This is a genomic window from Streptomyces sp. NPDC014894 (assembly GCF_043080985.1).
In the GTDB taxonomy this organism is placed as follows: Bacteria; Actinomycetota; Actinomycetes; order Streptomycetales; family Streptomycetaceae; genus Streptomyces.
Genome location: NZ_JBIBWD010000013.1, coordinates 134,701 through 158,681, shown reverse-complemented (window position 1 = coordinate 158,681; position 23,981 = coordinate 134,701). Strand labels below are relative to the sequence as shown.

Annotated in this window: 20 protein-coding genes; 3 read left to right on the top strand and 17 right to left on the bottom strand. The window is 73.8% G+C overall.

Annotated features, from left to right (window positions below; genetic code table 11):
* Positions 1-11: 11 nt before the first annotated feature.
* The 17 genes from ACF089_RS28170 to ACF089_RS28090 form a co-directional block, all read right to left on the bottom strand.
* Positions 12-1,058, bottom strand: a complete 1,047-nt coding sequence (locus ACF089_RS28170; RefSeq protein ID WP_392032260.1) for a lactonase family protein — start codon at positions 1,056-1,058, stop codon at positions 12-14.
* 147 nt (positions 1,059-1,205) lie between these two features.
* On the bottom strand, positions 1,206-2,708 hold the full coding sequence (locus tag ACF089_RS28165) for an FUSC family protein (protein WP_392032258.1): 1,503 nt from the start codon (positions 2,706-2,708) through the stop codon (positions 1,206-1,208).
* Between the two features lie 400 nt (positions 2,709-3,108).
* Positions 3,109-3,342 carry a hypothetical protein gene (locus ACF089_RS28160; RefSeq protein WP_392032255.1) on the bottom strand — a complete coding sequence of 78 codons (234 nt, stop codon included), beginning with the start codon at positions 3,340-3,342 and terminating at the stop codon, positions 3,109-3,111.
* A gap of 8 nt (positions 3,343-3,350) precedes the next feature.
* Positions 3,351-4,031: a TNT domain-containing protein gene (locus tag ACF089_RS28155; RefSeq protein WP_392032252.1), complete on the bottom strand. Its 681-nt coding sequence runs from the start codon at positions 4,029-4,031 to the stop codon at positions 3,351-3,353.
* A gap of 280 nt (positions 4,032-4,311) precedes the next feature.
* On the bottom strand, positions 4,312-5,496 hold the full coding sequence (gene aroC / locus ACF089_RS28150; RefSeq protein WP_392032249.1) for a chorismate synthase: 1,185 nt from the start codon (positions 5,494-5,496) through the stop codon (positions 4,312-4,314).
* Complete coding sequence (locus tag ACF089_RS28145) at positions 5,493-6,680, bottom strand: 3-hydroxybenzoate 6-monooxygenase (RefSeq protein WP_392032246.1); 1,188 nt, start codon at positions 6,678-6,680, stop codon at positions 5,493-5,495. The genes aroC and ACF089_RS28145 overlap by 4 nt, the downstream gene beginning before the upstream one ends.
* A gap of 62 nt (positions 6,681-6,742) precedes the next feature.
* Complete coding sequence (gene aroA, locus ACF089_RS28140) at positions 6,743-8,041, bottom strand: 3-phosphoshikimate 1-carboxyvinyltransferase (protein WP_392032243.1); 1,299 nt, start codon at positions 8,039-8,041, stop codon at positions 6,743-6,745.
* On the bottom strand, positions 8,038-9,153 hold the full coding sequence (tal, locus tag ACF089_RS28135) for a transaldolase (protein WP_392032240.1): 1,116 nt from the start codon (positions 9,151-9,153) through the stop codon (positions 8,038-8,040). The genes aroA and tal overlap by 4 nt, the downstream gene beginning before the upstream one ends.
* Positions 9,150-11,255 carry a transketolase gene (tkt, locus tag ACF089_RS28130; protein WP_392032237.1) on the bottom strand — a complete coding sequence of 702 codons (2,106 nt, stop codon included), beginning with the start codon at positions 11,253-11,255 and terminating at the stop codon, positions 9,150-9,152. The genes tal and tkt overlap by 4 nt, the downstream gene beginning before the upstream one ends.
* A 247-nt stretch (positions 11,256-11,502) precedes the next feature.
* The gene (gene aroQ / locus ACF089_RS28125; RefSeq protein ID WP_392032234.1) at positions 11,503-11,961 is read right to left on the bottom strand and encodes a type II 3-dehydroquinate dehydratase; all 459 of its coding nucleotides are present in this window, start codon (positions 11,959-11,961) and stop codon (positions 11,503-11,505) included.
* The gene (locus ACF089_RS28120; RefSeq protein WP_392032231.1) at positions 11,958-12,518 is read right to left on the bottom strand and encodes a shikimate kinase; all 561 of its coding nucleotides are present in this window, start codon (positions 12,516-12,518) and stop codon (positions 11,958-11,960) included. The genes aroQ and ACF089_RS28120 overlap by 4 nt, the downstream gene beginning before the upstream one ends.
* Positions 12,519-12,521: 3 nt before the next feature.
* A complete protein-coding gene (locus ACF089_RS28115) occupies positions 12,522-12,854 on the bottom strand; it encodes a hypothetical protein (protein ID WP_392032228.1) in 333 nt (110 codons plus the stop codon).
* Positions 12,842-14,827 (bottom strand): anthranilate synthase family protein, encoded by a 1,986-nt coding sequence (locus ACF089_RS28110; protein ID WP_392032225.1) that lies wholly within the window; start codon positions 14,825-14,827, stop codon positions 12,842-12,844. The genes ACF089_RS28115 and ACF089_RS28110 overlap by 13 nt, the downstream gene beginning before the upstream one ends.
* The gene (locus tag ACF089_RS28105; protein WP_392032222.1) at positions 14,824-15,483 is read right to left on the bottom strand and encodes an isochorismatase family protein; all 660 of its coding nucleotides are present in this window, start codon (positions 15,481-15,483) and stop codon (positions 14,824-14,826) included. Before ACF089_RS28105 ends, ACF089_RS28110 begins: the two co-directional genes overlap by 4 nt.
* Positions 15,484-15,542: 59 nt before the next feature.
* Complete coding sequence (locus tag ACF089_RS28100) at positions 15,543-16,313, bottom strand: 2,3-dihydro-2,3-dihydroxybenzoate dehydrogenase (protein ID WP_392032445.1); 771 nt, start codon at positions 16,311-16,313, stop codon at positions 15,543-15,545.
* Positions 16,314-16,329: 16 nt separating this feature from the next.
* Positions 16,330-17,502: a 3-deoxy-7-phosphoheptulonate synthase gene (locus ACF089_RS28095; RefSeq protein ID WP_392032219.1), complete on the bottom strand. Its 1,173-nt coding sequence runs from the start codon at positions 17,500-17,502 to the stop codon at positions 16,330-16,332.
* A gap of 566 nt (positions 17,503-18,068) precedes the next feature.
* A complete protein-coding gene (locus tag ACF089_RS28090) occupies positions 18,069-18,647 on the bottom strand; it encodes a TetR/AcrR family transcriptional regulator (RefSeq protein WP_392032216.1) in 579 nt (192 codons plus the stop codon).
* Positions 18,648-19,119: 472 nt separating this feature from the next.
* Between ACF089_RS28090 and ACF089_RS28085 the strand changes: the two genes are divergently transcribed.
* The 3 genes from ACF089_RS28085 (at position 19,120) to ACF089_RS28075 (ending at position 23,483) form a co-directional block, all read left to right on the top strand.
* On the top strand, positions 19,120-20,562 hold the full coding sequence (locus tag ACF089_RS28085) for a polysaccharide lyase 6 family protein (RefSeq protein WP_392032213.1): 1,443 nt from the start codon (positions 19,120-19,122) through the stop codon (positions 20,560-20,562).
* A 351-nt stretch (positions 20,563-20,913) separates the two neighbouring features.
* On the top strand, positions 20,914-22,068 hold the full coding sequence (locus ACF089_RS28080; RefSeq protein WP_392032210.1) for a helix-turn-helix domain-containing protein: 1,155 nt from the start codon (positions 20,914-20,916) through the stop codon (positions 22,066-22,068).
* 200 nt (positions 22,069-22,268) lie between these two features.
* Positions 22,269-23,483 carry a Cmx/CmrA family chloramphenicol efflux MFS transporter gene (locus ACF089_RS28075; protein ID WP_392032207.1) on the top strand — a complete coding sequence of 405 codons (1,215 nt, stop codon included), beginning with the start codon at positions 22,269-22,271 and terminating at the stop codon, positions 23,481-23,483.
* The last annotated feature ends 498 nt before the right edge of the window (positions 23,484-23,981 follow it).

Sequence of the window (23,981 nt, the reverse complement as noted above, 5' to 3'; positions counted from 1 at the left end):
TCCGGGATTCCTCAGAGGAAGACCACGCAGGAGGCCGCGGGGGCGGCCAGGGAGCCCGCCCTGCGCGGCACACCGGTCGCCGGGTCGACGTCGAACCAGGTGACGTCCCCGGAGCGCTCGTTGGCCGCGTAGAGTCTGCGGCCCGTCGGGTCCAGGGTCAGATCGCGCGGCCAGTGCCCGCCGCACGGCACGGTGGTGATCAGCTCGGCGCGTTCGCCGGTCTCGTCCAGGGCGAGCACCGCGATGCTGTCGTGGCCCCGGTTGGCGGCCCACAGCCAGCGGCCGTCGGCCGAGACGACGACCTCGGAGGGGTAGGCGGGTCCGTCCGCCCCGTCCGGCAGCACCGGAACCTCGTCGACCGGCTCCAGCAGGCCCCGCTCCGCGTCCCAGCGGCAGACGGTGAGCGTCGGCTCCAGCTCGTTGAGCACATAGGCGTGCGCGCCGGACGGGTGGAAGGCCAGATGGCGCGGCCCGACGCCCGGGCGCAGGGCGGTCTCGCCGTGCCGGGTCAGCTCGCCGCTCGCGGTGTCGAGGACGCTGACGTGCACGGAGTCGGTGCCGAGGTCCACCGCGAGCACCCACCGCCCGCTCGGGTCGGGCAGCACCTGGTGGGCGTGGGGGCCGAGCTGGCGGTCAGGGTTCGGGCCGGATCCCTCGTGCTGGAGGACGGCGCTGACCGGGGCGGGTTCGCCGTCCTTGCCCAGGGGAAGCACGCTGACGCTGCCGGAGCCGTAGTTCGCGGTCAGCAGATGGCCGCCGGCGACCGCGAGATGGGTGGGGCTCGCGCCGCACACCGGCGTCCGGGCGCCGATCGGGCGGGGGGCCGGGCCCTGGACGTCGAAGGCGGCGACCGCGCCCTCCGAGGTCTCGGAGACGGCGTAGAGCACCGGTCCCCCGTCGGCGGCGACGGCGAGGAAGGAGGGATCGGCGACGGCGTCGGCGGCCCCCGTCTCGGTCAGCGCACCGGTCTCCCCGTCGACGTCGGCCGCGATGACACCGCGCCCGCCGGCCGAGGTGAACGACCCGATGAATGCACGCCCGGTGCTGTTGTCGCCCACAGTGTTTCCCCTCACTGATCGTTCGATGGCCCGGCGTACGGTAGCAGCGGTCTAGACCAAGTGTCTCCACTCGGTCCGGACCGCTGTGCCCGCGACCGCCCTCGGGGGCCGTCCGGGATCGTCGTGCGGGGGTGCGGGGCGTACGGCTCAGGAACCGGCGAGGGGCGCGGTCGGCGGGGTGCGCAGGGGCTCGATCAGCTCGGACAGCAGCCGTTCCAGACCGCGTACGTGGGTGAGCGCGGGCCCGTCGGCGGCCGGGGCGGGGTGCGGGACGGCGCTCGCGGGCGACCGCCGGGCCGGTCCCGTGCCGGGGGAGGTCAGGGCCTCCACCGCCGTCTCGACGCGCTCCCAGGCCGCCGTGAGACGGGTGTCGTGACCCGTCTCGGGGACCGCGGCCACGGCGACGAGTCCGCGCAGCTCACGGGCGCATTCGTCGAGGAGGGCGAGCACCCGGCGGGCGCGGGCCTTCCGGGCCCGGTAGGGGCTGAGCGGATGGACCAGCGGGGCGAGCGAGAGCCGCACCCGGCCCAGCAGGAGTTCCAGTTCGGCGATGTGCGGGGCGGGGTCGGCCCCGGCGTCGCCCGACAGCCGCTTGAGCGAGGCCGCGGCGGAGGCCCGGACACAGCGCAGCGCGCGCTGGATCCATACGTCGTTGGTGGCGTGGGTGGTGACCGGCAGCACCAGGATCACGGCCAGCGCCGCGCCCGCCGCGCCGATCGCCGTCTCCTGGAGGCGCAGCACCAGCAGCCCGGGGTCGAGCACGCCGAGCAGTCCGTAGAGCAGCCCCGCCATCAGCGTCACCGCCACCACCATCCAGCTGTAGGAGACGGCGGCCGTGTAGAAGATCCCGAAGACGCAGAGGGCGACCAGGGCGGCGGTGGGCGCGGGGTCGCCCTGGAGCGGGATGGCGATCAGCACGCCGACGACGACGCCGACGACCGTGCCGAGCACCCGGCGGAAGCCGCGGATCAGCGTCTCGCCGCGCGACACGGTGTTCACGAAGATCCACCAGGCGGTGCCGACGGCCCAGTACCAGCGCTCGTCGGAGAGCAGCTGGCCGAGCGCGAGGGCGAGGGCGCAGGCGGCGGTGGTCTGGAAGGCCTGGCGGGTGGTGGGGCGGGCGAGGCCCGTGCCGGGGAGCGGCGGCGGCACGGGGGCGGGCGGGGCGGCTCGTTCGATGGGCCAGAGCACGAAGCGCACCAGGGCGGCGGCGGCGAGCGCCAGACCGCCGGCGGCGCACAGCTCGGGCAGCTGGGCCGGTACGGCGTGCAGGAACTGGGTGACGAAGCACATCATGAACGCGAAGATGCCGAGGGCGTGGCCGCGCGGGCCCCAGCGGCGGGCGTAGACGCCCGCGAAGACGATGAGCAGGATGACCGTGTCGCGGACCAGGGGTACGCCGTGCAGGGTGGCGGCGAGCGCCAGGACGGGGAGTCCGGCGGCCGGGAGCAGGGCGGTGGTGACCGCCTGGGCGCGCACGGTGGCGTCGGTGACGGTGAAGAGGGCGAGCAGGGCCGCGAGTCCTCCGGTGATGGAGGCGGTGAGGGAGAGACCGGCGGTCTCCGCGGCGGCGACGGCGAGGCCGACGCCGGCGACGGCCCTGGTCGCGTTCCTGAGCCTGAGCCGCCCCGGGTCCGGAGCTGTGAACATCCTCTTCACGGCGGTCGGCCGCCCCCTTGTCTCGCCGCTCGCCGTCCGCGGGCGGCCCGGGGGTGGCGGGCGCCGACGGCACGACGAAGGCGCCGCGCTCCGGGAACGGCCTCGTCGCCGTCCGGCGCTGCGCGGCGCCGATCTGTGCATGGATACGCACAGAAAAGCATCCGAGGGGGCAATGGCTCAAGAGGTGTCGGTCGCGCTGGGCCATTGGCACAGTCTTGCGGGGGAATCCTGGTCCACCGGAGGGCCAACGGACCGGCGGGGACCATGGTGCCCGCCGGGACCGCCGTGTCTGCCAGGACCCGCTGTGTCTACCGGGACCACTGACGCCGCTGTGGCCGCTGTGATCGACGTGCCCGCCACGGCCGGGCGCCCGCCCCCGCGATTCGGCGGCTCAGAGGAGCAGCCGCAGCAGCTGGGCGCAGGCGGGGCTCTCGTCGGAGTGCCGGGTGATCGGATGGCGGACGCCCCGTTCGTACGCCCCGGTCTCCCACGCCCCGTCCGGCGTCCTCCGCAGATAGAGGAAGTCGGGAGGCGTGGGGACGGGCTCGTGGACCCCCTCGATGCGGTAGTGGCCGTCGGCCACGCCCGCCGCGATCAGCGCGGCCCGTGCTTCGTGGCGGTCCACGGCGGGGGTTACGACGCGACGGGCGTGAGGTAGCCGCGGTCCAGCAGCCACTTCACATTGAGCCGCAGGCCCTCGCCCGGGTCGAGGAAGACCGGGTCGAGCTTGATCTGCTGACCGCCGCCGGGCTGCTCGAACCAGGGGGCGATACCGCCCTGCCAGACCCAGAACGGCTTGGCGACCTTGTAGACGCGGTAGTCGCAGGCGACGGCGGCGTCGCGGGTGTTCAGGTTCTGCGGGGGCAGCGCGCGCTCGGCGTAGGAGTCGCCGGCGGGGGCGAGATAGCCGCCGTACTCGGAGCCGAAGCGGTCCAGCCGCTGGCCGGGGCGGAGCTTGGTGGGCTCCTTGTCGATTTCGCCGTTGACCTCGGCGAAGCCGTCGTTGGGCGGGTACTTCCAGCTGCCGGTGTCCGCGGGGCCCTCCCAGTACTTCTTGAGGAAGGCCGCGGGCCGCAGATCGCCGGTGCGCTGATAGCCCTTGAGCAGCGGGCCGACGGGCGCGACCCGCTTCTTCGGGAGCCACTTCGGGCCGAGGCGGGCGTCGTCGCGGAACTTCCCGGTGCAGGGCTCGGGCCGGGCGGAGGCGGCGGGGCGGTCGTCCCCCGGCCGCGGGGCGGCACTGGCGGCGGCGGGCGCCGTCATCAGGCCGGCGGTGACGCCGAGCGCGGCGAGCACGGTGGTGACGCGGTTCATCCAGAAGTCCCCTCACACTGATGATCAATCAGAAAAGCCGCCGCAGGCTATCCGCTTGATCATCGGCGAGGGGAACGTCAGGACGATTTCCGGCCGTTCGTACGAGGCCGTGGGGTCCGGGGGACGCCTCGGCGGCGGGAGGATGGGGGCGGCCCTGACGGAGCCCCTCCCGCCGCCGGTGCGCGGCTCCCGGCGACGGCCGCCGGGGGGGTGCGGCGACGCCGGGGGACGGTCCGGCCGCCGGCCCGGGGGGGCGCGGGGGCCGGGATTCCGGCACTCTCTAGACGGGCCAGAGACTGCCGAGGTACGAGGTGACATTGCGGCGGGTCTCGGTGACGCTGTCGCCGCCGAACTTCTCGGCGACGGCGTCGGCGAGCACCAGGGCGACCATGGCCTCCGCGACGATGCCGGCGGCGGGCACCGCGCACACGTCCGAGCGCTGGTGGTGCGCGGCGGCCTGCTCCCCCGTCGCCACGTCCACCGTCCTCAGCGCCTTGGGCACGGTCGCGATGGGCTTCATCGCGGCGCGCACGCGCAGCAGCTCGCCGGTGGACATGCCGCCCTCGGTGCCGCCGGAGCGGCCGGAGGTGCGGCGCAGTCCGTCGTCGGTGGCGACGATCTCGTCGTGCGCCCGGGAGCCGGGGACGCGGGCCAGCTCGAAGCCGTCGCCGACCTCGACGCCCTTGATGGCCTGGATGCCCATGAGGGCGGCGGCGAGGCGGGCGTCGAGCCTGCGGTCCCAGTGGACGTGCGAGCCGAGGCCGACCGGGACGCCATGGGCGACGACCTCGACCACACCGCCGAGGGTGTCGCCGTCCTTGTGGGCCTGGTCGATCTCCGCGACCATCGCCTTCGAGGCGTCCGCGTCGAGGCAGCGCACCGGATCCTCGTCCAGCCGCGCCACATCGGCGGGGGTGGGCAGAAGGCCGTAGGGGGCCTTCGCCCCGGCCAGCTCCACCACATGGGAGACGATCTCGATGCCGGCCGTCTCCTTGAGGTAGGAGCGGGCGACCGCGCCGAGCGCGACCCGGGCCGCGGTCTCCCGGGCGCTGGCGCGCTCCAGGACCGGACGGGCCTCCTCCAGGGCGTACTTCTGCATCCCGGCGAGGTCGGCGTGGCCGGGCCGGGGCCGGGTGAGCGGGGCGTTGCGCGCGAGCGCCGCCAGCTCACCGGGGTCCACCGGATCGGCGGCCATGATCTTCTCCCACTTCGGCCACTCGGTGTTGCCGACCATGACCGCCACCGGGGACCCCATGGTCAGGCCGTGGCGTACGCCGCCGATGAAGGTCACCTCGTCGCGCTCGAACTTCATCCGCGCGCCCCGCCCGTAGCCGAGCCGACGCCGCGCGAGGTGGTCCGCCACCGTCTCGGTGGTGATCGGGATGCCCGCGGGCAGGCCCTCCACCGTCGCCACCAGTGCGGGTCCGTGGGACTCCCCCGCCGTCAGCCAGCGCAACCTGCTCAACGGACTTCTCCCTCGATGGATTCGCGTGCCCCGTGCAGCCAGGACACCTTGTCGTAGAGGTCCTCGGCGGTGAGCGAGGACAGCATGTCGTTTCGGGCGGCGGCGGCCGCTCCGGCGGGGTGGTAGAGCTGGGAGCCCATCTCCCGGGCGATCAGCTGGGTCCGGGCGGTGCGGTCGCGCCGCTGGGCGTTGTACTTCTCCAGCCTCGGCACGACGTCCGCGCCGTCGCCGACGAGGAGGTCGCCGATGACGACCGCGTCCTCCAGGGCCATGCACGCGCCCTGGGCCGCGTACTGGAGCATCGGGTGCGCGGCGTCGCCCAGCAGCGCCACCCGCCCGTCCGTCCAGACGTCGACGGGGTCGCGGTCGCAGAGCACCCAGGTCTTCCACTCCTCGCCCAGCTCCAGCAGCCGGCGGGCCGCGTCGCCGATGTCGGGGAACTCGCCGATCACATGGTCCCGTTCGGCGGGCAGTCCGGCGACGGCCTCCAGCGCGCCGTCGTCGCGGGTGGCGGCCAGATTCAGGAACTCCCCGCCGCCGATGGGGTAGTGCACGAAGTGCCACTTGGGCCCGGCCCAGAGGGTGACGCTGTTCCAGCGCAGCTCCTCGGGGACCCGTTCCATGGGAATGACCGACCGGTAGATGGTGTGGCCCGAGACCCGGGGCTCCCCGTCGCCCACGAGCTGACGGCGGACCGCCGAGCGGATGCCGTCGGCGCCGATCAGCGCGTCCGCGGTGAAGCGGTCGCCGAGGGCCGTGTACGCGGTGACCTCGTCCTCGGTCTGGTCGTAGCGGACCACCGACTGGCCGGGGGCCAGCTCGATGCCGTCCGCCGCGCGGCAGGCGTCGAGCAGCGGCTGATAGAGATCGCCGCGGTGGACCACCGCGTACGGATTGGCGAATCGCTCCCGGTAGGCCCCGGTGAGCGGCATCCGCACCACCTGCCGGCCGGTGGTCGCGTCCATGAACCGCAGCTCGTCGATGAAGACGGCCCGGTCGCGCACCGCCTCGCCCGCGCCGAGCCGGTCGAGCGCGTGGAACGCGTTGGGCCCCAGCTGGATGCCCGCGCCGAACTCGGCGAAGGTGTCGTGGCGTTCCAGCACGGTGACCCGGTGTCCCTGGGCGGCGAGGGCGATCGCTGTGGCCAGCCCGCCGATCCCACCGCCGGCGACGAGTGTGCGCATGGTCTCTTCCATCCTCGTATGACGTGTCTTCGGGTGAACGGACGTGTGAACCGGCGTACGGGTCAGGGGGCGGCGGTCCGCGGGTCCGCGGCCGGGGCGTGCTCCGGGAACAGGCGGCGAAGCTCCGCGTGGAAGCCGGGGAAGGTCTTCGCCACACAGGCCGGGTCGTCGAAGGTCAGTCCCGGCGCGGCGAGTCCCAGCACCGAGAAGGCCATGGCGATGCGGTGGTCGCGGTGGCAGGCGATCCGCGCGGGGCGCACCCGGCCCGGGTGGACGGTGATCCGGTCCGGGCCGCTCTCGGTGCGCACCCCGCACGCGGCGAGGTTGCGGGCCATCGCCTCGATGCGGTCGGACTCCTTGAGCCGGGCGTGGGCGATGCCGTGGACGGTGATGGGGGCGTCGGCGAGCGGCGCGATCGCGGCGAGGGTCATGAAGGTGTCCGAGATCTCTCCCATGTCGACGTCGAAGCCGCCGCGCAGTCCGCCCGTCCCGGTGACCGTCGTGCTCTGCTCGCCGATCTCCACCCGGGCGCCCGCGGTCCGCAGCACCTCGACGAAGCCGAGGTCTCCCTGGAGGCTGTCCCGGCCGAGGCCGGGCACGGTGACCGTGCGGCCGGTGACGGCGGCGGCCGCGAAGACGTACGAGGCGGTGGAGGCGTCGGGCTCGATCACCAGGTCGGCGGCGGTGTATCCGCCGGCCGACAGATGGAAGACGCCCGGGGGGCCCTCGGTCAGCCGGGCCCCGAACCGGCGCATGAGCGCGGTCGTCATATCGATGTACGGGCGGCTGACCAGGTCCCGTACGGTCACCGTCAGATCGGACCGCAGCAGGGGCGCGGCCATCAGCAGCCCGGAGAGGAACTGGCTGCTCATCCCGCCGTCCACGGCGAGTTCGCCGCCGTCGAGTCCGGCCGCCTCGATCCGCAGCGGGAGATCGCCCTCGCCCTCGGAGCGCGTCACCGCGCCGAGCCGCGCCAGGGCCTCCAGCAGCGGCCGGAGCGGGCGGGCCCGCAGCTGGTCCGTGCCGTCGAAGAGATAGGAGCCGTGGCCCGCGGCGGCGAAGGGCGGCAGGAACCGGGCGGCGGTGCCGGCGTCGGCGCACCAGACGGCGGCGCTGCCGGCCGAGGGGCCCCGGCCGACCCCGTCGACCTCCCAGAACTCGTCGTGGGGGGTGGCCCGTACGCCGACGCCCAGGGCGGTCAGCGCCTCGCGGAAGGCCACCGTGTCATCGCTGACCAGGGGGGCGCGCAGACAGCTGACGCCGTCGGCCGCGGCGGCCAGCAGAAGGGCGCGGTTGGTGATGCTCTTGGAGCCCGGGATCCGGGCCACCAGGGGGATGTCGGTCAGGGCGGGGGCGGTCATCGCGGTGCTCCATCGAGGGTGGGGGCGACGGTGTCCAGAAGCCGGTGCCAGGAGGCGGTGAACTGTTTGAGCCCGCGCTCCTCCAGATGGAGGGCGATGTCGCGGAGGGAGATGTTGAACCAGCTCATGCACTCGAAGACATGCCGGGCGTGCGCGTAGGTCCGCTCGTCCCAGCCGGGGCCCCGGGTAAGGCCGTGGTCGGCGACGGCGTGCAGGGTGGCCTCCGGCATGGTGTTGACGGTGTTCCGGACGATGAGGCCGTCGGTGTAGCGGGTGTCGCCGTAGGCGGGGTTCTTGACCGCGGTGGAGGCCCACAGCAGCCGCTGGCGCCGGGCGCCCGCGCGTTCGAGGGCGGGCCAGCGCGGATCGTCGTACGCCCGGGTGTGCTGTTCGTGCGCGAGCCGGGCGGCGGCGAGCGCGACGGTGCCGCGCAGGGCCTTGGCCTCGGCGGAGCCGTCCCGGTCGAGGAGCGCGTCGACGGCGGTGTCGATACGGCTGACGAAGAAGGAGGCGACGGATTCGGCGCCGGCGAGGGAGCGTCCGGCGGCCGCCGCCCGGGCGAGCCCGCCGATATGGGCCTCGGCGGCCAGCCGGGCGCGCTCGGCGGAGAAGATCAGGGTGGCGTTGACGCCGATGCCCTCGGCGAGGCAGTCGGCGACGGCGGCCAGTCCGGCGTCGGTGGCGGGGATCTTCACCAGGACGTTGGGGCGGCCGATGGCGCGGACCAGCTCCCGGGCCTGGGCGACCGTGGCGGCGCTGTCGTCGGCGAGCCGGGGATCGACCTCGATCGAGACCAGTCCGTCGGCGCCGCGCGTCCGCTCGTGCACCGGCAGCAGCACGTCGCAGGCGCCGCGGATGTCCTGGGTCATCAGCTCCCACACCGCCTCCTCGGCGGCGGCCCCCCGGGACGCGAGGGCGCGCAGCTGCTCCGCGTAGTCGGATCCGGCGGCGAGCGCCTGGGCGAAGATGGCGGGGTTGGAGGTGACGCCGGTGATCCGCCGGGTGCGGACGAGTTCGGCCAGGCCGCCGCCGGTGATCCGGGACCGGCTGATGTCGTCCAGCCAGAGGCTGACGCCCGACTCGGTGAGCCGGCGCAGTCCCGCCCCGCTCATCGCCGGCCCCCGCGCGCCGCTCTGGCCACACTGGCGCGGACGGCGGCGGCCACCCGCTCGGGGGTGAGGCCGAATTGCCGGTAGAGCGCGTCCAGCGGGGCGGAGGCGCCGAACTGGTCGATGCCGACGGCCTCGCCCGCCTCCCCGATCAGGGCGTACCAGCCGAGCGCGGAACCGGCCTCGACGGAGACCCGGGCGCGCACGCTCGGCGGCAGGACGGCGTCGCGGTACTCCTGGCGCTGTTCGGCGAACCACTCCAGGCAGGGCAGGGACACCACCCGGGTGGGCGTTCCCTCCCGCTGGAGGATCGCGCGGGCCTCCAGGGCGATGTGGACCTCGCTCCCGGTGGCCAGGACGATCGCCTCCGGGGGGCCGCCCACGGCCTCGGCGAGGACGTAGCCGCCGCGGGCGACGGCGTCCACCCCGGGGTCGGGCAGCACCGGGACGTTCTGGCGGGTCAGGCAGAGTCCGGCGGGCCGGTCGGTGCGCTCCAGGATGGCGCGCCAGGCGGCGCTGGTCTCATGGGCGTCGGCCGGGCGGACGACGTCGAGGCCGGGAATGCCGCGCAGCGACCAGAGGTGTTCGACGGGCTGGTGGGTGGGGCCGTCCTCGCCCAGGCCGATCGAGTCGTGGGTCCAGACGTAGGTGACGGGCAGCTTCATCATGGCCGCGAGCCGTACGGCGGGCCGCATGTAGTCGGAGAAGACGAGGAAGGTGCCGCCGTAGGGCCGGGTGCCGCCGTGCAGGGCGATGCCGTTGAGGATCGCGCCCATGCCGTGCTCGCGGATGCCGAAGTGGAGCGTACGTCCGTACTGATGGCCGGGAAACGCCTGTGTGGCGTGCTTCTCGGGTACGAAGGAGGGCTCGCCGCGCATGGTGGTGTTGTTGCTCTCGGCGAGGTCGGCGGAGCCGCCCCACAGCTCCGGCAGGGCGTCGGCCAGCGCGGAGAGCACCTCGCCCGACGCCTTGCGGGTGGCCATCGTCTGGCCGACGGGGAAGTCCGGCAGCGCCTCGGTCCAGCCCTCGGGCAGCCGCCGGGTGCTCAGCCGGTCGTGGAGGGCGGCCTGTTCGGGCAGGGCGGTCCGCCAGTCCTGGTAGCGCTTCTCCCAGAGCGCGCGGTCCGCCCGGCCCCGCTCGCCGACCCGCCGGGCGTGGCGGAGGATCTCGGGCGGGACCTGGAAGGTCTGCTCCGGGTCGAGCCCCATGGCGGCCTTGGTCGCCGCGGCCTCGGCGGCGCCGAGCGCGGAGCCGTGGGCCTTCCCGGTGTTCTGCTTGGTGGGCGCGGGCCAGCCGATGACGGTGCGCAGGGCGATGATGGAGGGGCGGCCGGTCTCGGCGCGGGCCTCGGTCAGCGCGGTGTGCAGCGCCTCGACGTCCTCCCGGTACTCGCCGGTGCGGGTCCAGTCCACACGCTGGACGTGCCAGTCGTACGCGGCGTACCGGCCGAGCACGTCCTCCGAGACGGCGATGGCGGTGTCGTCCTCGATGGAGATCCGGTTGTCGTCCCAGAGGACGATGAGATTGCCCAGCCCCTGGTGGCCGGCGAGGGAGCTGACCTCGTGGCTGATGCCCTCCTCCAGGTCCCCGTCGGAGGCGAAGACCCAGACGGTGTGGTCGAACGGGGAGGCGCCGGGGGCCGCTTCGGGGTCCAGGAGCCCGCGTTCGCGGCGGGCGGCGATCGCCATGCCCACGGCGTTGCCGAGGCCCTGTCCGAGCGGTCCGGTGGTGGTCTCCACGCCGGGCGTGTGGCCGTGCTCGGGGTGGGCGGGGGTGAGGCTGCCCTCGGTGCGCAGCGCCTTGAGGTCCGCCAGCTCCAGTCCGTAGCCGGAGAGGAAGAGCTGGGTGTAGAGGGTGAGGCTGGAGTGGCCGCAGGAGAGGACGAAGCGGTCGCGTCCGGCCCATCGCGGATCGGCGGGGTCGTGTCGCAGCAGCCGCTGGAAGAGCAGATACGCCGCGGGGGCGAGGCTCATGGCGGTGCCGGGGTGGCCGTGGCCCGCCCGCTCCACGGCGTCGACGGCCAGGGCGCGCGCGACGTCCACGGAACGGCGGTCGAGGTCGGTCCACTCGAAGGCCGGGGTGGTCTGGGATGCCTGGATGTTCACCGTACGGTCAGGGCTCCTTGGTGTGCCGGATCGGCGGGCGGGAGGGGGGCGGGCGGTCACCGGGTCGGCGCACGGCGACGGCGGGCGGCACCGGATCGGCGCCGCGACGGCGGGCGGGGAGGGGTGGGCGTGGCGGCGGGCGGTCACCGGGCCATGGCGGCGGCGGGAGTTCACCGGGCGTGGCGGCGGCGGGCGATCGCCGGGCGGCGGTCACCGGGTCCGCGCGGCGGCGGCGGAGGGGTGTTCGTCAGCGGGTCGGAGGGCTCGTTCGCCGGCGGGTCAGCGTGGCGACGGCGAGCAGGGCGTGTCGGTACGACTCGATGCCCAGGCCGGTGATGGTGCCGGTGGCGACGGGGGCCACGACCGAGAGGTGCCGGAAGGGCTCCCGGGCGGCGGGGTTGGAGAGATGGACCTCGATCACCGGCGCCGTGAGCATGGCCACGGCGTCGCGTACGGCGTAGGAGTAGTGGGTGAAGGCGGCCGGGTTGAGGACGACGGGGTGTCCCCCGTCGGCGGCCTCGTGGAGCCAGCCGATCAGCTCCGCCTCGCTGTCGGTCTGGCGGACGTCGACGTCGAGTCCGGCCTCCGCGCCGGCGGTGCGGCAGAGCCGGGCGAGGTCGTCGTAGGTCCGGGTGCCGTACACCTCGGGCTCGCGCCGCCCCAGCCGGTTGAGGTTGGGGCCGTTGAGGACCAGCACCCGGGTCATGTCGTGGCTCCCGTCGTCGCCGGAGCGGCCTGGGCGCCAGCCGCCCCGGGGATCTCGGGCAGGCCGAGAAGCAGCCGGTCCACGGTCTCGGCCGGTGTGCCCGTGCCCGCGTCGACGGTGAGCACGGCGAGCCGCCGGTAGATCGGCCCGCGGATCCGGAACAGCTCCCCGAGCCGGCGTTCGGGGTCGTCGGCGAGCAGCGGCCTCGTCGCCGCGGTGCCGATCCGGGCCAGCGCGGTGGGCAGGTCGGTGCTCAGATGGACGACCCGGTGGGCGGCGAGCAGACGCCGGGTCCCGGGGTGGAGGACCGCGCCGCCGCCGAGAGCGAGCACACCGTCGTGCTCCTGGAGCGCGGTGCGCACCGCGTCGTGCTCCAGTTCCCGGAAGCGGCCCTCGCCGTGCCGCCGGACGAGTTCGGCCACCGTCGTGCCGCAGACCTTCTCGACGTCGTCGTCGGTGTCCCGGAAGGTCACTCCCAGGCGCTCCGCGAGGACGAGTCCGACGGTGGACTTGCCGGAGCCGGGCGCACCGGTCAGCACCACGGCGGGTGCGGTCATCCCTCAGCCCTCCAGCGCCAGGCCGCGGCCGGCGAGCCGGGCGAGCGAGAAGACGCCCTCGGCGGTGGCCTCGACGTCGAAGAAGGCCCGCTGGGTGGGCGGGTACCCGATCAGCTCCGCGGCCCGGTTGGGCAGCGGGGCCGACGCCGCCTCGGCGGACTCCCAGAGGAGTACGGCGCCCCAGCGGTCGTTCTCCCGGTCGGACACCCAGAACTTCAGCCGGAGTCCGGGCAGTGCGCTGAAGCGGTCCACCGCCTCGTCGCGGAGGAAGTCCCGGAGGGATGCGATGGTCTGCCCGGACTCCCGGAGGTCCCACCAGACGATTACCGCTCGCACGAGCGCACCACCTCGGTCAGCAGATCGCCCATGATCCGGACGCCGTCCTCGGTCAGCACGGACTCGGCGTGGAACTGCATCGAGGCGAAGGCGCGGCCGCGCAGCGCGTGCACCTCGCCGGTCTGTTCGTCCCGGCTGATCTCGATCACTCCGAACTCCGGATGGTCCTTCTTCTCCTCGCCGCTGTGGGCGGCGAAGGTGTTGTAGAAGCCGACCCGGCGGCGCTCGCCGAACAGGTCGATCTCGCGCTGGACGCCCTGGTTGGGCACGCTCCGGCGGATCAGGTCCAGCCCGAGCAGGGTGGCGAGGACCTGGTGGCTGAGGCAGACGGCGAGGAACGGCCGCCGCTCGTCCAGCAGCCGGGAGACCGCCGCGCGCAGATGGGCGATCTTGGGGTGCGCGGTGTCGCGCGGGTCGCCCGGACCGGGGCCCATGACCACCAGGTCGTACCCGGTGAGGTCGGCGGGCTCGTCGAACCGGCGGACCGTCACCCGCAGTCCGACGGAGGCCAGCTGGAGTCCGATCATCGAGGTGAAGGTGTCCTCGGCGTCGATGATCAGCACGCTGCGTCCGGCGAGCGCGGGGATCGGCCCGGCCCGCTCGGCGCTCTCGCGCAGCCAGAAGTCGGCGATGTGCTCGTTGCGGCGCACCAGCGCCCTGCTGACCTGGGTGTGCTCGGCGAATCGGGCGGGGCCGTCCGATTCGAGCGCGGCCAGCAGTCCGGCCGCCTTGGCCTTCGTCTCGGCGACCTCGCTGAGCGGGTCGGAGTGCCGGACCAGGGTCGCGCCGACGCCGATGTCGACCCGTCCCTGGGCGCTGATGTCGGCGGTGCGGATGAGGATGGCGGAGTCCATCACGCGCTCGCCGTCGGCGTCGCGGCCGATCAGCGCCATGACCCCGCTGTAGTAGCCGCGTCCCTGCGGCTCGTACCGGGTGATGACCTTGGCCGCGCTCTCCAGCGGGCTGCCGGTCACCGTGGGGGCGAACAGCGTCTCGCGCAGGATGTCCCGTACGTCGCGGGAGGTCTGGCCCTCGATGAAGTACTCGGTGTGCGCGAGGTGGGCCATCTCCTTGAGATAGGGGCCGACGACCCGGCCGCCGCGCTCGCAGATGCGGGCCATCATCTTCAGCTCTTCGTCGACCACCATGTACAGCTCGTCGACCTCCTTGCGGTCGGCGAGGAAGGCCAGCACGCCGGGGAGGTCGGGGCCGGCCGCCGGATAGCGGTAGGTCCCGCTGATGGGGTTCATCACGGCGGTGCCGTCGCGCAGGCTGACATGGCGCTCCGGGCTGGCCCCGACGAAGGTGCGGTCGCCGGTGTGGACGAGGAAGGTCCAGTAGGCCCCCGACTCCCGGCCCAGCAGCCGCCGGAAGAACGACAGCGCGCTGCGGGGGGTGTAGTCGGTGATGTCGGCGACGAACGAGCGCTTGATGACGAAGTTGGCGCCCTCGCCGGTACCGATCTCGTCGCCGATGACCTTCCGTACGATCTCGGCGTAGCCGGCGTCGTCGACGTCGAAGCCGCCGCCGGTGAGGGTGACGGACTCGTCGGGGAGCCGGCGCAGCGCCGACTGGAGCGACAGCGCGCCCTGTTCCCTGACGGCCAGGGTGATCAGCGGTTCGCCGTCGTCGTTGCTCTGGTAGCCGCGTTCGGAGATCTGCCGGTACGGGACGATCGCCAGCGTCTCGTGGCGGGCGCCGCCGCCGTCGGCCGGCGCGGCGGAGACCGGGATGTCGGCGAGGGCGTCGACGGTGGACGCCTCGCAGAGCAGCACCTCGACGGTGTCCTCGCCCGAGGCCTCCGGGCGGCGCAGCAGCGCGTAGGCGCCGGGGGGGTCGGTGAGCACCCGTTCCAGCAGGTCCTGGGGGGCGGGGCCGTTCGCAGCGGTCGCCGGGCCTTTCGCCGGGTTCGTGACGTTCGCCGGGCCGTTCACCGGGTTCGTGACGTTCGTCGGGTCGTTCGTCGCGCTCATCGGGCCGCTCCTTCGGCCGGGCCGAGGTCGGCGAGGAGGGATTTGGCGGTGGCGACGACCGCGCAGCGCTCGGCGGCGTAGTCGAGCGCCAGCCGGTGGTAGGCGGGCGAGAAGTCGGCCACCGCGTCGGCGGCGAGGAAGGGCTGGATGTCGTTGGTGAAGGCCTCCACCGCGGTCATCAGCACACCGACGTGGGCGTAGACGCCGCAGACGATGAGCTGGTCGCGGCCGTGGAGGCGCATCCGCTCCAGCAGGTCGGACTTGAAGAAGGCGCTGTAGCGCCACTTGGTGAAGACCCAGTCGCCGGGGGCCGGCGCCAGCGGGTCGACCACCTGGCGGTCCTCGGGCGAGACCTGCATGCCCGGGCCCCAGAAGTCCTTGAGGAGGCCGCGTTCCTGTTCGGTCATGCCGCCGGGCTGTGTCGTGTAGGCCACGGGGATGCCCAGTTCGGCGCAGCGTTCGCGCAGGAGTACGGCGTTGCTCAGCAGCTCGTTCCCGGGGGAGCCGTTCGCGGGGAACGGCCGCAGGAAGTAGCGCTGCATGTCGTGGACGAGCAGGACGGCCCGGTCGGGGTCGACGGTCCAGTCGGCGGTGTTCGCGGGCAGTTCGCCCTGGGTGGGCATCGGATAGGTCTCGATGGGCGGGATTCCCCCCATGGATGGTCCCTTCGGTTCTCCGTCCCTCGGCGGCGGGGCCGCGGGGGACGGCGCGCGGGTCAGACGCCGAGAGCGGCGCCGCCGTCGACGGTGAGGGCGTGCAGGGTGATGTGGGAGGCCTGGTCCGAGAGGAGGAAGGCGACGGAGTCGGCCACGTCCGAGGGGGCGGCGAGCTTCCCGAGGGGGATGCCGACCCGGTAGGCCGAGGGCACTCCGTCGATGGAGCCGCGTTCGCCGCTCTCGTCGGTCCACATGGAGGTGAGCATCGGTGTGGCGGTGGAGCCGGGCGCGACCAGATTGCACCGGATGCCGTGCCGGGCGACCTCCAGGCCCAGGCACTTGGTGTACATGGTGGTGGCGGCCTTGGAGGCGGCGTAGGCGGCCATGCCCGTACGGGGGGTGCCGGCGGCGTTGGACGCGACGGTGACCACCGCGCCGCGGCCCCGGGCGACCATCCGGCCGACCACGGCGCGGGAGACGAAGAAGACGCCCGTGGTGTTGACCGCGAAGGTGACGGCCCAGTCCTCGTCGGTGAGGGCGGTGGCGTCGCCGAGCCGCAGCACACCGGCAGCGTTGACGAGGTAGTCGACCGGGCCGAGGCTCGCTTCGACGGCCTCGGCGAGGGCCTCCACCTCGGCGACCGAGGTCACGTCGCAGGGGAACGCGTCGACCGGGAGTCCTTCGGCGCGCAGTCCGTCGACGGTCTTCTCCAGGGCGGAGGCGTCCCGGTCCACGGCGGCGACGCGCGCGCCGCGGCCGGCCAGGGTGCGGACGATCGCCTCGCCGATGCCGCCGGCCGCGCCGGTGACCAGGGCGATCCGGTGCTCCATCGTTGCGGTTCCCATGTCAGCCCAGCCAGGCGGAGGCCACCGCGATGGCCTGCCGGGGGTTGAGGCGCGGGTCGCAGAGGCTGGTGTACTTGTGGCCGACCTCGTGCAGTCCGTGCTGGTCGGGCACGCACTCGGTGACCTCGTCGGGCGTGGTCTCCAGGTGGATGCCGCCCGCGACTCCGCCCGCCTCGGTGACGGCGCGGTGGAATTCCACGACCTCGCGGACGACGGTGGTCACCAGCCGGGTCTTGAGGCCCTCGGGGCCGCTGACGGTGTTGCCGTGCATCGGGTCGGTCAGCCAGATGACCGGGTGGCCGGCGGCGCGGACGGCGGCGGCCAGCGCGGGGAGCTTCTCCGCCACATTGTCCGCGCCCATCCGGGCGATGAGGGTGAGCCGGCCGGGGATCCGCTCCGGGTCGAGCTTCTGGCAGAGTCCGAGCAGATCGTCGACGGTCATGGTGGGGCCGACCTTGCAGGCGACCGGATTGCTCACGGCCGCGAGCATCGCGACGTGCGCGCCGTCCAGCTGGCGGGTGCGCTCGCCGATCCAGGGCCAGTGCGTCGAGGTGAGCAGCAGCCGGCCGTCGGGCTGTGTGCGCAGCATGGGCAGTTCGTAGTCGAGGAGCAGCGCCTCGTGGCTGGTCCAGACGGGCGTGGTGGAGTGCGCGCCCCGGCCCCGGCCGGTCCAGCCCAGGGAGTCGAGCACGCTGCGGGCCGAGTGGTAGCCCTTGAGCATGCGCCTCGGGTCGGGCGTCCGCTGCCGGAGGTCCGGCTCGGGTCCGTTGACCATGTGCCCCCGGTATACGGGGAACTCCACGCCGCCGATGGTCTCGGTGGGGCTGGAGCGGGGTTTGCCGAACTGGCCGGCCATCCGGCCCACCCGCAGGACGGGCTTGCGGGAGGCCATCTTCATCACGCCGGCGAGGGCTTCGAGCAGTCCCGCCTTGCGGGCGATGTCGCCCGGCGCGCACTCGTCCCAGTCCTCGGCGCAGTCGCCGGACTGGATGACGCCCACCCGGCCGGCCGCGGCCTCCGCGAGCAGGGCGCGGAGATCGTCGACGTCGTCGATGTCCACGAGCGGCGGGAGGGACGATATCTCCTCTCTCACCTGTTGAATATCCGCGTGTCCCTGCCAGTCCGGCTGCTGAATCGCCGGCAGTGATCGGAGGAGTTCCTGAACACTGTGCACCTCACGCCTCCCAGAACAGAGTGATGCCGCCTCCCGATAGCGATGCGGGAGGAGGTTGCAGTTCAACACTGAGGGTTTTGGGGAAGCGAGGGGAAGGGAGGGGAGGCGACTACGTCAGATGCCATGTGATTCTCGTGCGGACTTGACTTAGTGGCGCTCCGCCGACTTGAAGTGGCCGAGTATCGCCGCGATAGTTCACGCGAGCGGGCGAATCCGTGACGGCTGTTACGGGAATTGTCTCCGCGCGGTTCGAAAGGGTGGGCCGCCGGGGCGTCCCGGTGTACGGTTCGGCACGGACGCGGGGGTGCGGCCCGGGCGCACGGGGTGTGCGCGGCCCGGATCGCACGGGGCGCCCGACCCGCGATCCGTGTGGGGCAGCGGAACGGAATCCATGGTCAGGGGGGCCTGAGCCCGGTGCCGGGGCAGGTCGGGCCCGGTCGTGGAGGGCATGGCCCCGGTACGGCGGGACGGCCCTCGGATACGGCGGTACGGCGCTCGGGTCATCGCGCGACGGAGCGCGCGCCGCGCGGAACGCGTCGGGGGAATCACGGTCGCGGCGAGGCGCGTCAGAGAGCGGCGAGTGCGCTCTCGACGACGTCCATGAGCGCCTTGCGGTCCTTCTGGATCCGGGCCAGGACACGCAGTCCGTAATAGGTGCTCAATACCTGACGGGCCAGAATGCGGGCGTCGCCGCCGGGGTCGATCTCACCGGCTCGCTGCCCCTGCGCAATGGTTTCGCGGAGGGCTTCTTCGACAGCGCCGAAGTGCCGCATGAGTTCATCATTGACCTCGGGGTCCTCATCGCCCATTTCGATCAATGCATTGATGGCAAAACAGCCGGCGGGCCCTTTGCCGGAGAGATCGATGTCGATGGAGTGGACCATCAGTTCACGGATACGGCTCTTGGCCGGTCCCTCGGCCCTCAGGACCTCGGTCTGCGCCACGGTGTTGGTGCTGTAGTACTGGCGCAGGGTGCGCAGATACAACTGACGCTTGTCGCCGAAGGCGTTGTAGAGACTCGACGGGCCGATGCCGGTGCAGTCGGACAGATCCCGGGTGGAGGTCGCCCGATAGCCCTGCCGCCAGAACGCTTCCATCGCCGATCCGACCGCATGAGTCTCGTCGAACTTCCGTGGCCTCGCCATGCTCCGCATCCTACAAGTTTTGGAGCAGTTGCACAAAAACCGGACAAGAACGCCCCCGCGCCGAGCTGTGCCCATCCTCCCCGTTCCCGAGGGGCGTCCGCCACCGCCAACTGTCGGCCGCTGGAGGCCGCCGCACGCCGGACGGCGGGCGCGGGCGCGCCGGACGGCTGGGGGCGAAGGCGCGCCGTACGGCGAGGGAGCGAGCACGCCGTACGGCGAGGACGCGGGCGCGCCGCCCGGACGCGGCCGTTCCGCCGACCGGCCCCGCCGTCCCCGGAGTTATGTCCGCATGTCGGACGGGTCCCACCGGTTCGACCGCGCGCCGGCCCGAATTCGGGGGACGGGCAGGCAACGAGAAGCGCCCCCGCCCCGTCCTCCTCTCGGCGGGCCATGAGACGGGCCCTGAAGCGGGCTCCGACAGTGGCCCAGGTTCACGGGAGGCCCACGAGGCTCCCCAGGCAGAAGAGGCATCATGCAGCGACGTACCTTCCTCACCGGCTCCCTGCTCGGCACGGCCTTCGCCACCGTGCCGATCACCGCCCTGACCACCACCGCCGCGTCCGCCGCCACGGTGACCGTCGGCTCCATCGCCGACCTCCAGCGGGAGATCGACCGCGCCGCGCCCGGCGACCGGATCGTCCTGGCCAACGGCGCGTACGACGTCCCCGCCGGCGGTATCCGGATCACGGGCAGGCACGGCGTCGGCGCCCACATCACCATCGTCTCCCAGAGCCGGGGCGGCGCGGTGCTCCAGGGCGACCAGAGCTTCGTCCTCCGCGACTCGACCGGCATCACCATCAGCGGCTTCGCCTTCCGCCAGCGGGACACGCTGGTGATCCCGGCGGACTGCTCCGACATCCGGCTCACCCGCAACGACTTCAAGCACGCCGACATCGCGGACGTCCACTGGGTCGTGGTGAAGGGCAACGCGGTCAAGATCGACCGCAACTACTTCCACGACCGCTCCACCCAGGGCGTGTTCCTCGTCGCCGACGGCCCCGACGGCCCCGTCGACCCCGAGAGGAAGACGATGGCCAAGAAGCTCACCGTCCTGCGCAACCACTTCGCCCGCCACACCTACCCCGGGGACAACGGCGGCGAGTCCATCCGGCTCGGCACCAGCCACCGGGCGCTCGACCACGCCGAGGCCACGGTGGAGTACAACCTCTTCGAGCAGTGCAACGGGGACCCCGAGGCCATCTCGGTGAAGTCCTCCAAGAACATCATCCGCCACAACACCCTCCGGGACTGCGCCGGCGGCATCGTGCTGCGCCACGGCAACGAGACGCTCGTGCACGGCAACCACCTCGTCGGCGGAGTCGTGGGCATCCGTCTCTACGGGAACGACCACAGGGTGTTCAACAACCACCTCGCCAAGCTGTCCGACCGCGCCCTGGTGATCGGCAGCGGCTCGGTCCGCGACCACGTCGCCGGCGAGCCCCCGACGCAGCAGCGGGGCAACGACGCCTGCGACCGGGCGCTGATCACGCACAACACGCTGGTCCGCAACGCCCGCACCATCGTGGGCGAGAACCGCGCGCACGAGCCCCGGGACGTGGTCCTCAGCAACAACATCCTGGTCGCGGACTCGGGCAGCCTGGTCGCGCTGGGGCAGAACACCGGCTTCACCTGGCAGAGCAATCTGCTGTGGGGCGGGGCGTCCGACGGCACCATCCCCTCGGGCGGCTTCGTCCGCGCCGATCCGCGCCTCCAGGAGGGGGCCGACGGGGTGTTCCGACTCGCGTCGAACAGCCCGGCCATCGGGGCCGCCGTGCCGACGAACCCGGCCGTGACCGACGACCTCGACGGCCACCCGCGCGGCGGCAGCCGCGACATCGGCTCGGACGAGTACACGACGGCGGCGCCGCTCCGTTCCCCGCTGACCCCGGCGGACGTGGGCCCGAACGCCGCGTGAGCACCGCGTGATCGGCGCTCCGGTCCGGGCCGTCGCACGGCGACCCGTATCGGAGCCGGGCCGTCGCCCGACCGGACTCGTACCGGAGCCCGCCCCGAGCCCGGCCGCATCGGGATCGGGCCGGGCCGGGTCGGGCCGGATCAGGGACGAAGGGGGCGCGAATCGGGCGTACGGGAGCGGTCGCGCACCGCGCGGCGCTCGGCCGGTCCCGGGGCGGGCCCGCCGCGAAGCTCCGGCGGAGGGGCGTCAAGTCAGGACATGTCGCCGCCGTGAGCCCCGTCGGCGTGCCGACTTGACGGTGTGTGGGGGCGGGGCTTCGCGAGCCGGGCGACAGCTGCCTAGGGTCCAGGGATGCGTGTTCCGATTGCCACCCAGACGTCTCGCGGGTCCCCCGGCGGCCCGGAGCTGAGCATCACCCTCTCCTTCGCACCGGCCGCGGAGGGCTCCGCGGCCGCCGAGTCCGGGACCGCGGCGGCGGACGGGCGCCCGGGTCACGACCCCGGCTGCTCGCCGCCGCCCGAAGGGCCCCTGCGGCTGGAAGTGACCGTCGAGGGGCTGCCGCTCGGCCAGGTCCGGCTCAGCCGCCCGCCCTCCTTCCCGGCCCCCTCCCCGCACGCCCTCGCCCCCGGCATCCCCTCCGGCTTCTCCCCCGACTCCTCCCCCGGCGGCGCGCCCGGGCCGCTGTCGCGGACGGCGGGCTCCGCGCCCGGACGCGCCGGGGATCCGGCCCGCCCGGGACACCCGTCCCCGCTGCGGACCGCGCTCTCCGACCGGGCCACCGAGGCGGAGCGCTCGCGCGCGCTGCGGCTGCTGGGGCTGCGCGGGGACGAGCGGCTGCGGGTGGCGGCCGTCCTGGCGCCGGAGGCGGCCGCGCTGCCCCGGGCTCTGCGGGAGATCGCCCTGGCCCTGGGCGACGCCCCCTCGGCGGGCGGCCGGGCCGCGCCCCGGGGCGTCCTGTGGTCCACCGGCGGCGCGATCCTGCTCCCCGGATCCCTCGGCCGCCCGGCGGAGGGATCCGCCCCGCCGGCGGGCGCGGCGGTCGGGCTGGGCCCGGCGGGGCCGGCCGCGGCGCTGGCGGACTCCTGGGCCCAGGCCCGGCGCGCGGCGCGCTTCGCGGATCTCGGCCCCACCTGGCCGCGCTGGGCGGACGCGGCCGAACTCGGCGCGCTCGCCCTGCTCGCCGACATTCCGGCGGGCGCGGCGCTGGCCCATCCGGACGTGTCGGCCGTCGCCCGGCTCGCGGGCGGACCGGGCGGGGCCCAGTCGCTGGGCACCCTGGACGCCGTCTGCCGGAGCAGGTCGCTGCGGGACGCGGCCGAGCTGCTGCATCTGCACCACAGCTCCGTCGCCCAGCGCGTCACCCGGATCGAGCGCGCTCTCGGGATCGCCCTGAGCGAGCCGCACGGTCGGCAGCGGGCCCAGACGGCCCTGGTCCTCTGGAGGTTGAACACACCGCTGAACGGCCCGTCGAGCACTCCGCCGAACGCCCCGCCGAGCCTCTCGTAGGCGCGGCGCGGGCGGGCCGCCGGCCGATCGCCCGGCGATCCGCCCCTCGATCCGCGCACCTCGGTTATGAAGCGTCCGCTCTAAAACATGCTAGCGTCCTGAGTGAGGCAGGAGCGCCGCATTCGGTTCGCCGGCACGCCGTTTGACGACCCGTCGGACCGGACGCTCCATCAACCACCCAGTCAGCGGAGGAAAATCTCATGCCCCTTGCCGTCTACGTCCTCGGACTGGGCATCTTCACCCAAGGGACGTCGGAGTTCATGCTCTCCGGTCTGCTCCCCGCAATGGCCGACGACCTCGGGGTCTCCATCCCCGACGCCGGACTGCTCATCTCCGCCTTCGCGATCGGCATGGTCATCGGCGCGCCCCTGCTGGCCGTCGCCACACTGCGCTGGCCGCGCCGCACCGCGCTCGTCGCCCTCCAGGCCGTCTTCATCGCGGCGCACGTGGCCGGCGCGCTCGCGCCGGGTTACGGACTCCTCTTCGCCACCCGCGTGGTCAGCGCGCTGGCGTACGCCGGATTCTGGGGCGTCGCCGTGGCCGCGGCGGTGGCGCTCGCACCGGCGGACGCCAAGGCCAAGGCGGTCGCGGTGGTCGCGAGCGGTCTCACCCTCGCCACCATCGTGGGCGTCCCGGCCGGCACCGTGCTGAGCCAGTCCGCCGGATGGCGGGCGGCGTTCTGGGGCGTGGCGGCGCTCACCCTCATCAGTCTGGTCTGCACGGTCTTCGCGGTGGCGGGCGGAAAGGGCGTCAAGGAGGAGACCCGTACGGTCCGCTCCGAGCTGCGCGCCATGCGCGAGCCGCGGCTGTGGCTCTCGTACGCCATCACGGCCTTCGCCTTCGGCGCGGTCATCGTCACCTTCAGCTACCTCGCCTCCCTGCTGACCGAGGAGAGCGGGCTCGCCGAGGGCTGGGTGCCCGCGGTGCTCGCGCTCTTCGGCGTCGGCGGTCTGATCGGGATGACGATCGGCGGGCGGCTTCCCGAGCGGCACTCGACACGCTCCCTCGTGCTCGGGCTCGGCGCGCTGGTCATCGCCTCCGCGGTGCTCGCGGTCACGGCACGGCACATGGTCGTCACCCTGATCCTGGTCTTCGTCCTGGGAATCGCCGGATACGTCACCAACCCGGCGCTCCAGGCCCGGGTGTTCACCCTCGCGCCGGGCGCGCCGACCCTGGTCGGAGCCGCCAACACGGCGGCGTTCAACATCGGCAACACCGTCGCCCCCGCGCTGGGCGGCCTGACCATCGCGGCGGGCCTCGGCTACGCCTCCGTCGCCTGGGTCGGCGCCGCGCTCGGCGCGGCGGGGCTCCTCGGCGCCCTGTGGGCCGGACGTCTGGAGAGGCGCGGCGCCCGGCCCAGCACCGTCGTGACCGGTCGCCCGGCCGACCGGAAGCCCACGGCGGTGGACGTCTGACCGCCGGCCGAACGGCCCCGCGCCCCGGCTCCCGCGTGCGTACGGGGGAGCCGGGGCACGTGCGCGGCCGTCGCCGATTCCCGGTCCGGGACCATCCCGTTTCACAGGACACGCGTGAACGGCCATCACGCGAACACGTGATGGCACCCGGGCCCGGAGGACGTGAAATGGGGATTCCACATGTCGCCGGGAAGGGCCGGAGGATTGAGCTTCGAGGAATCCGGGGGAATCGTCCGCATTCCACCGCGGCCGGGGCCCTCGCGCCGGGTCCTCGGCGTCCCGTGCGCGATCGGGGCGGAGCGGAAGAACGCCCTCGGGCCGCCGGGACCGACCGGGGCTCCGCCGCCGCCCCGGGGCGGACCGCCGCCGGGCGTCCGCCACCACGGAGAACTCCGGACGCACCGGCAGAAGAAGTCGCGGACGGTATCCGCGAGCGGGTTCGTCTTCGTGCCGCGCGGCACACCGCGGGCGTTCGAGAAGTCCGGGGGAGAACCGTGC

Bases quoted from the DNA above. Each gene is read 5' to 3' on its own strand.
- ACF089_RS28085 (WP_392032213.1), top strand. From the start codon at position 19,120: ATGCAGCGACGTACCTTCCTCACCGGCTCCCTGCTCGGCACGGCCTTC.
- aroA (WP_392032243.1), bottom strand. From the start codon at position 8,041: ATGACCGCCCCCGCCCTGACCGACATCCCCCTGGTGGCCCGGATCCCG.
- ACF089_RS28100 (WP_392032445.1), bottom strand. From the start codon at position 16,313: ATGGAGCACCGGATCGCCCTGGTCACCGGCGCGGCCGGCGGCATCGGC.
- ACF089_RS28155 (WP_392032252.1), bottom strand. From the start codon at position 4,031: ATGAACCGCGTCACCACCGTGCTCGCCGCGCTCGGCGTCACCGCCGGC.
- ACF089_RS28080 (WP_392032210.1), top strand. From the start codon at position 20,914: ATGCGTGTTCCGATTGCCACCCAGACGTCTCGCGGGTCCCCCGGCGGC.
- tal (WP_392032240.1), bottom strand. From the start codon at position 9,153: ATGAGCGGGGCGGGACTGCGCCGGCTCACCGAGTCGGGCGTCAGCCTC.
- ACF089_RS28110 (WP_392032225.1), bottom strand. From the start codon at position 14,827: ATGAGCGCGACGAACGACCCGACGAACGTCACGAACCCGGTGAACGGC.
- ACF089_RS28090 (WP_392032216.1), bottom strand. From the start codon at position 18,647: ATGGCGAGGCCACGGAAGTTCGACGAGACTCATGCGGTCGGATCGGCG.
- ACF089_RS28120 (WP_392032231.1), bottom strand. From the start codon at position 12,518: ATGACCGCACCCGCCGTGGTGCTGACCGGTGCGCCCGGCTCCGGCAAG.
- ACF089_RS28075 (WP_392032207.1), top strand. From the start codon at position 22,269: ATGCCCCTTGCCGTCTACGTCCTCGGACTGGGCATCTTCACCCAAGGG.
- ACF089_RS28165 (WP_392032258.1), bottom strand. From the start codon at position 2,708: ATGTTCACAGCTCCGGACCCGGGGCGGCTCAGGCTCAGGAACGCGACC.
- ACF089_RS28145 (WP_392032246.1), bottom strand. From the start codon at position 6,680: ATGCGCACACTCGTCGCCGGCGGTGGGATCGGCGGGCTGGCCACAGCG.
- aroQ (WP_392032234.1), bottom strand. From the start codon at position 11,961: ATGACCCGGGTGCTGGTCCTCAACGGCCCCAACCTCAACCGGCTGGGG.
- ACF089_RS28105 (WP_392032222.1), bottom strand. From the start codon at position 15,483: ATGGGGGGAATCCCGCCCATCGAGACCTATCCGATGCCCACCCAGGGC.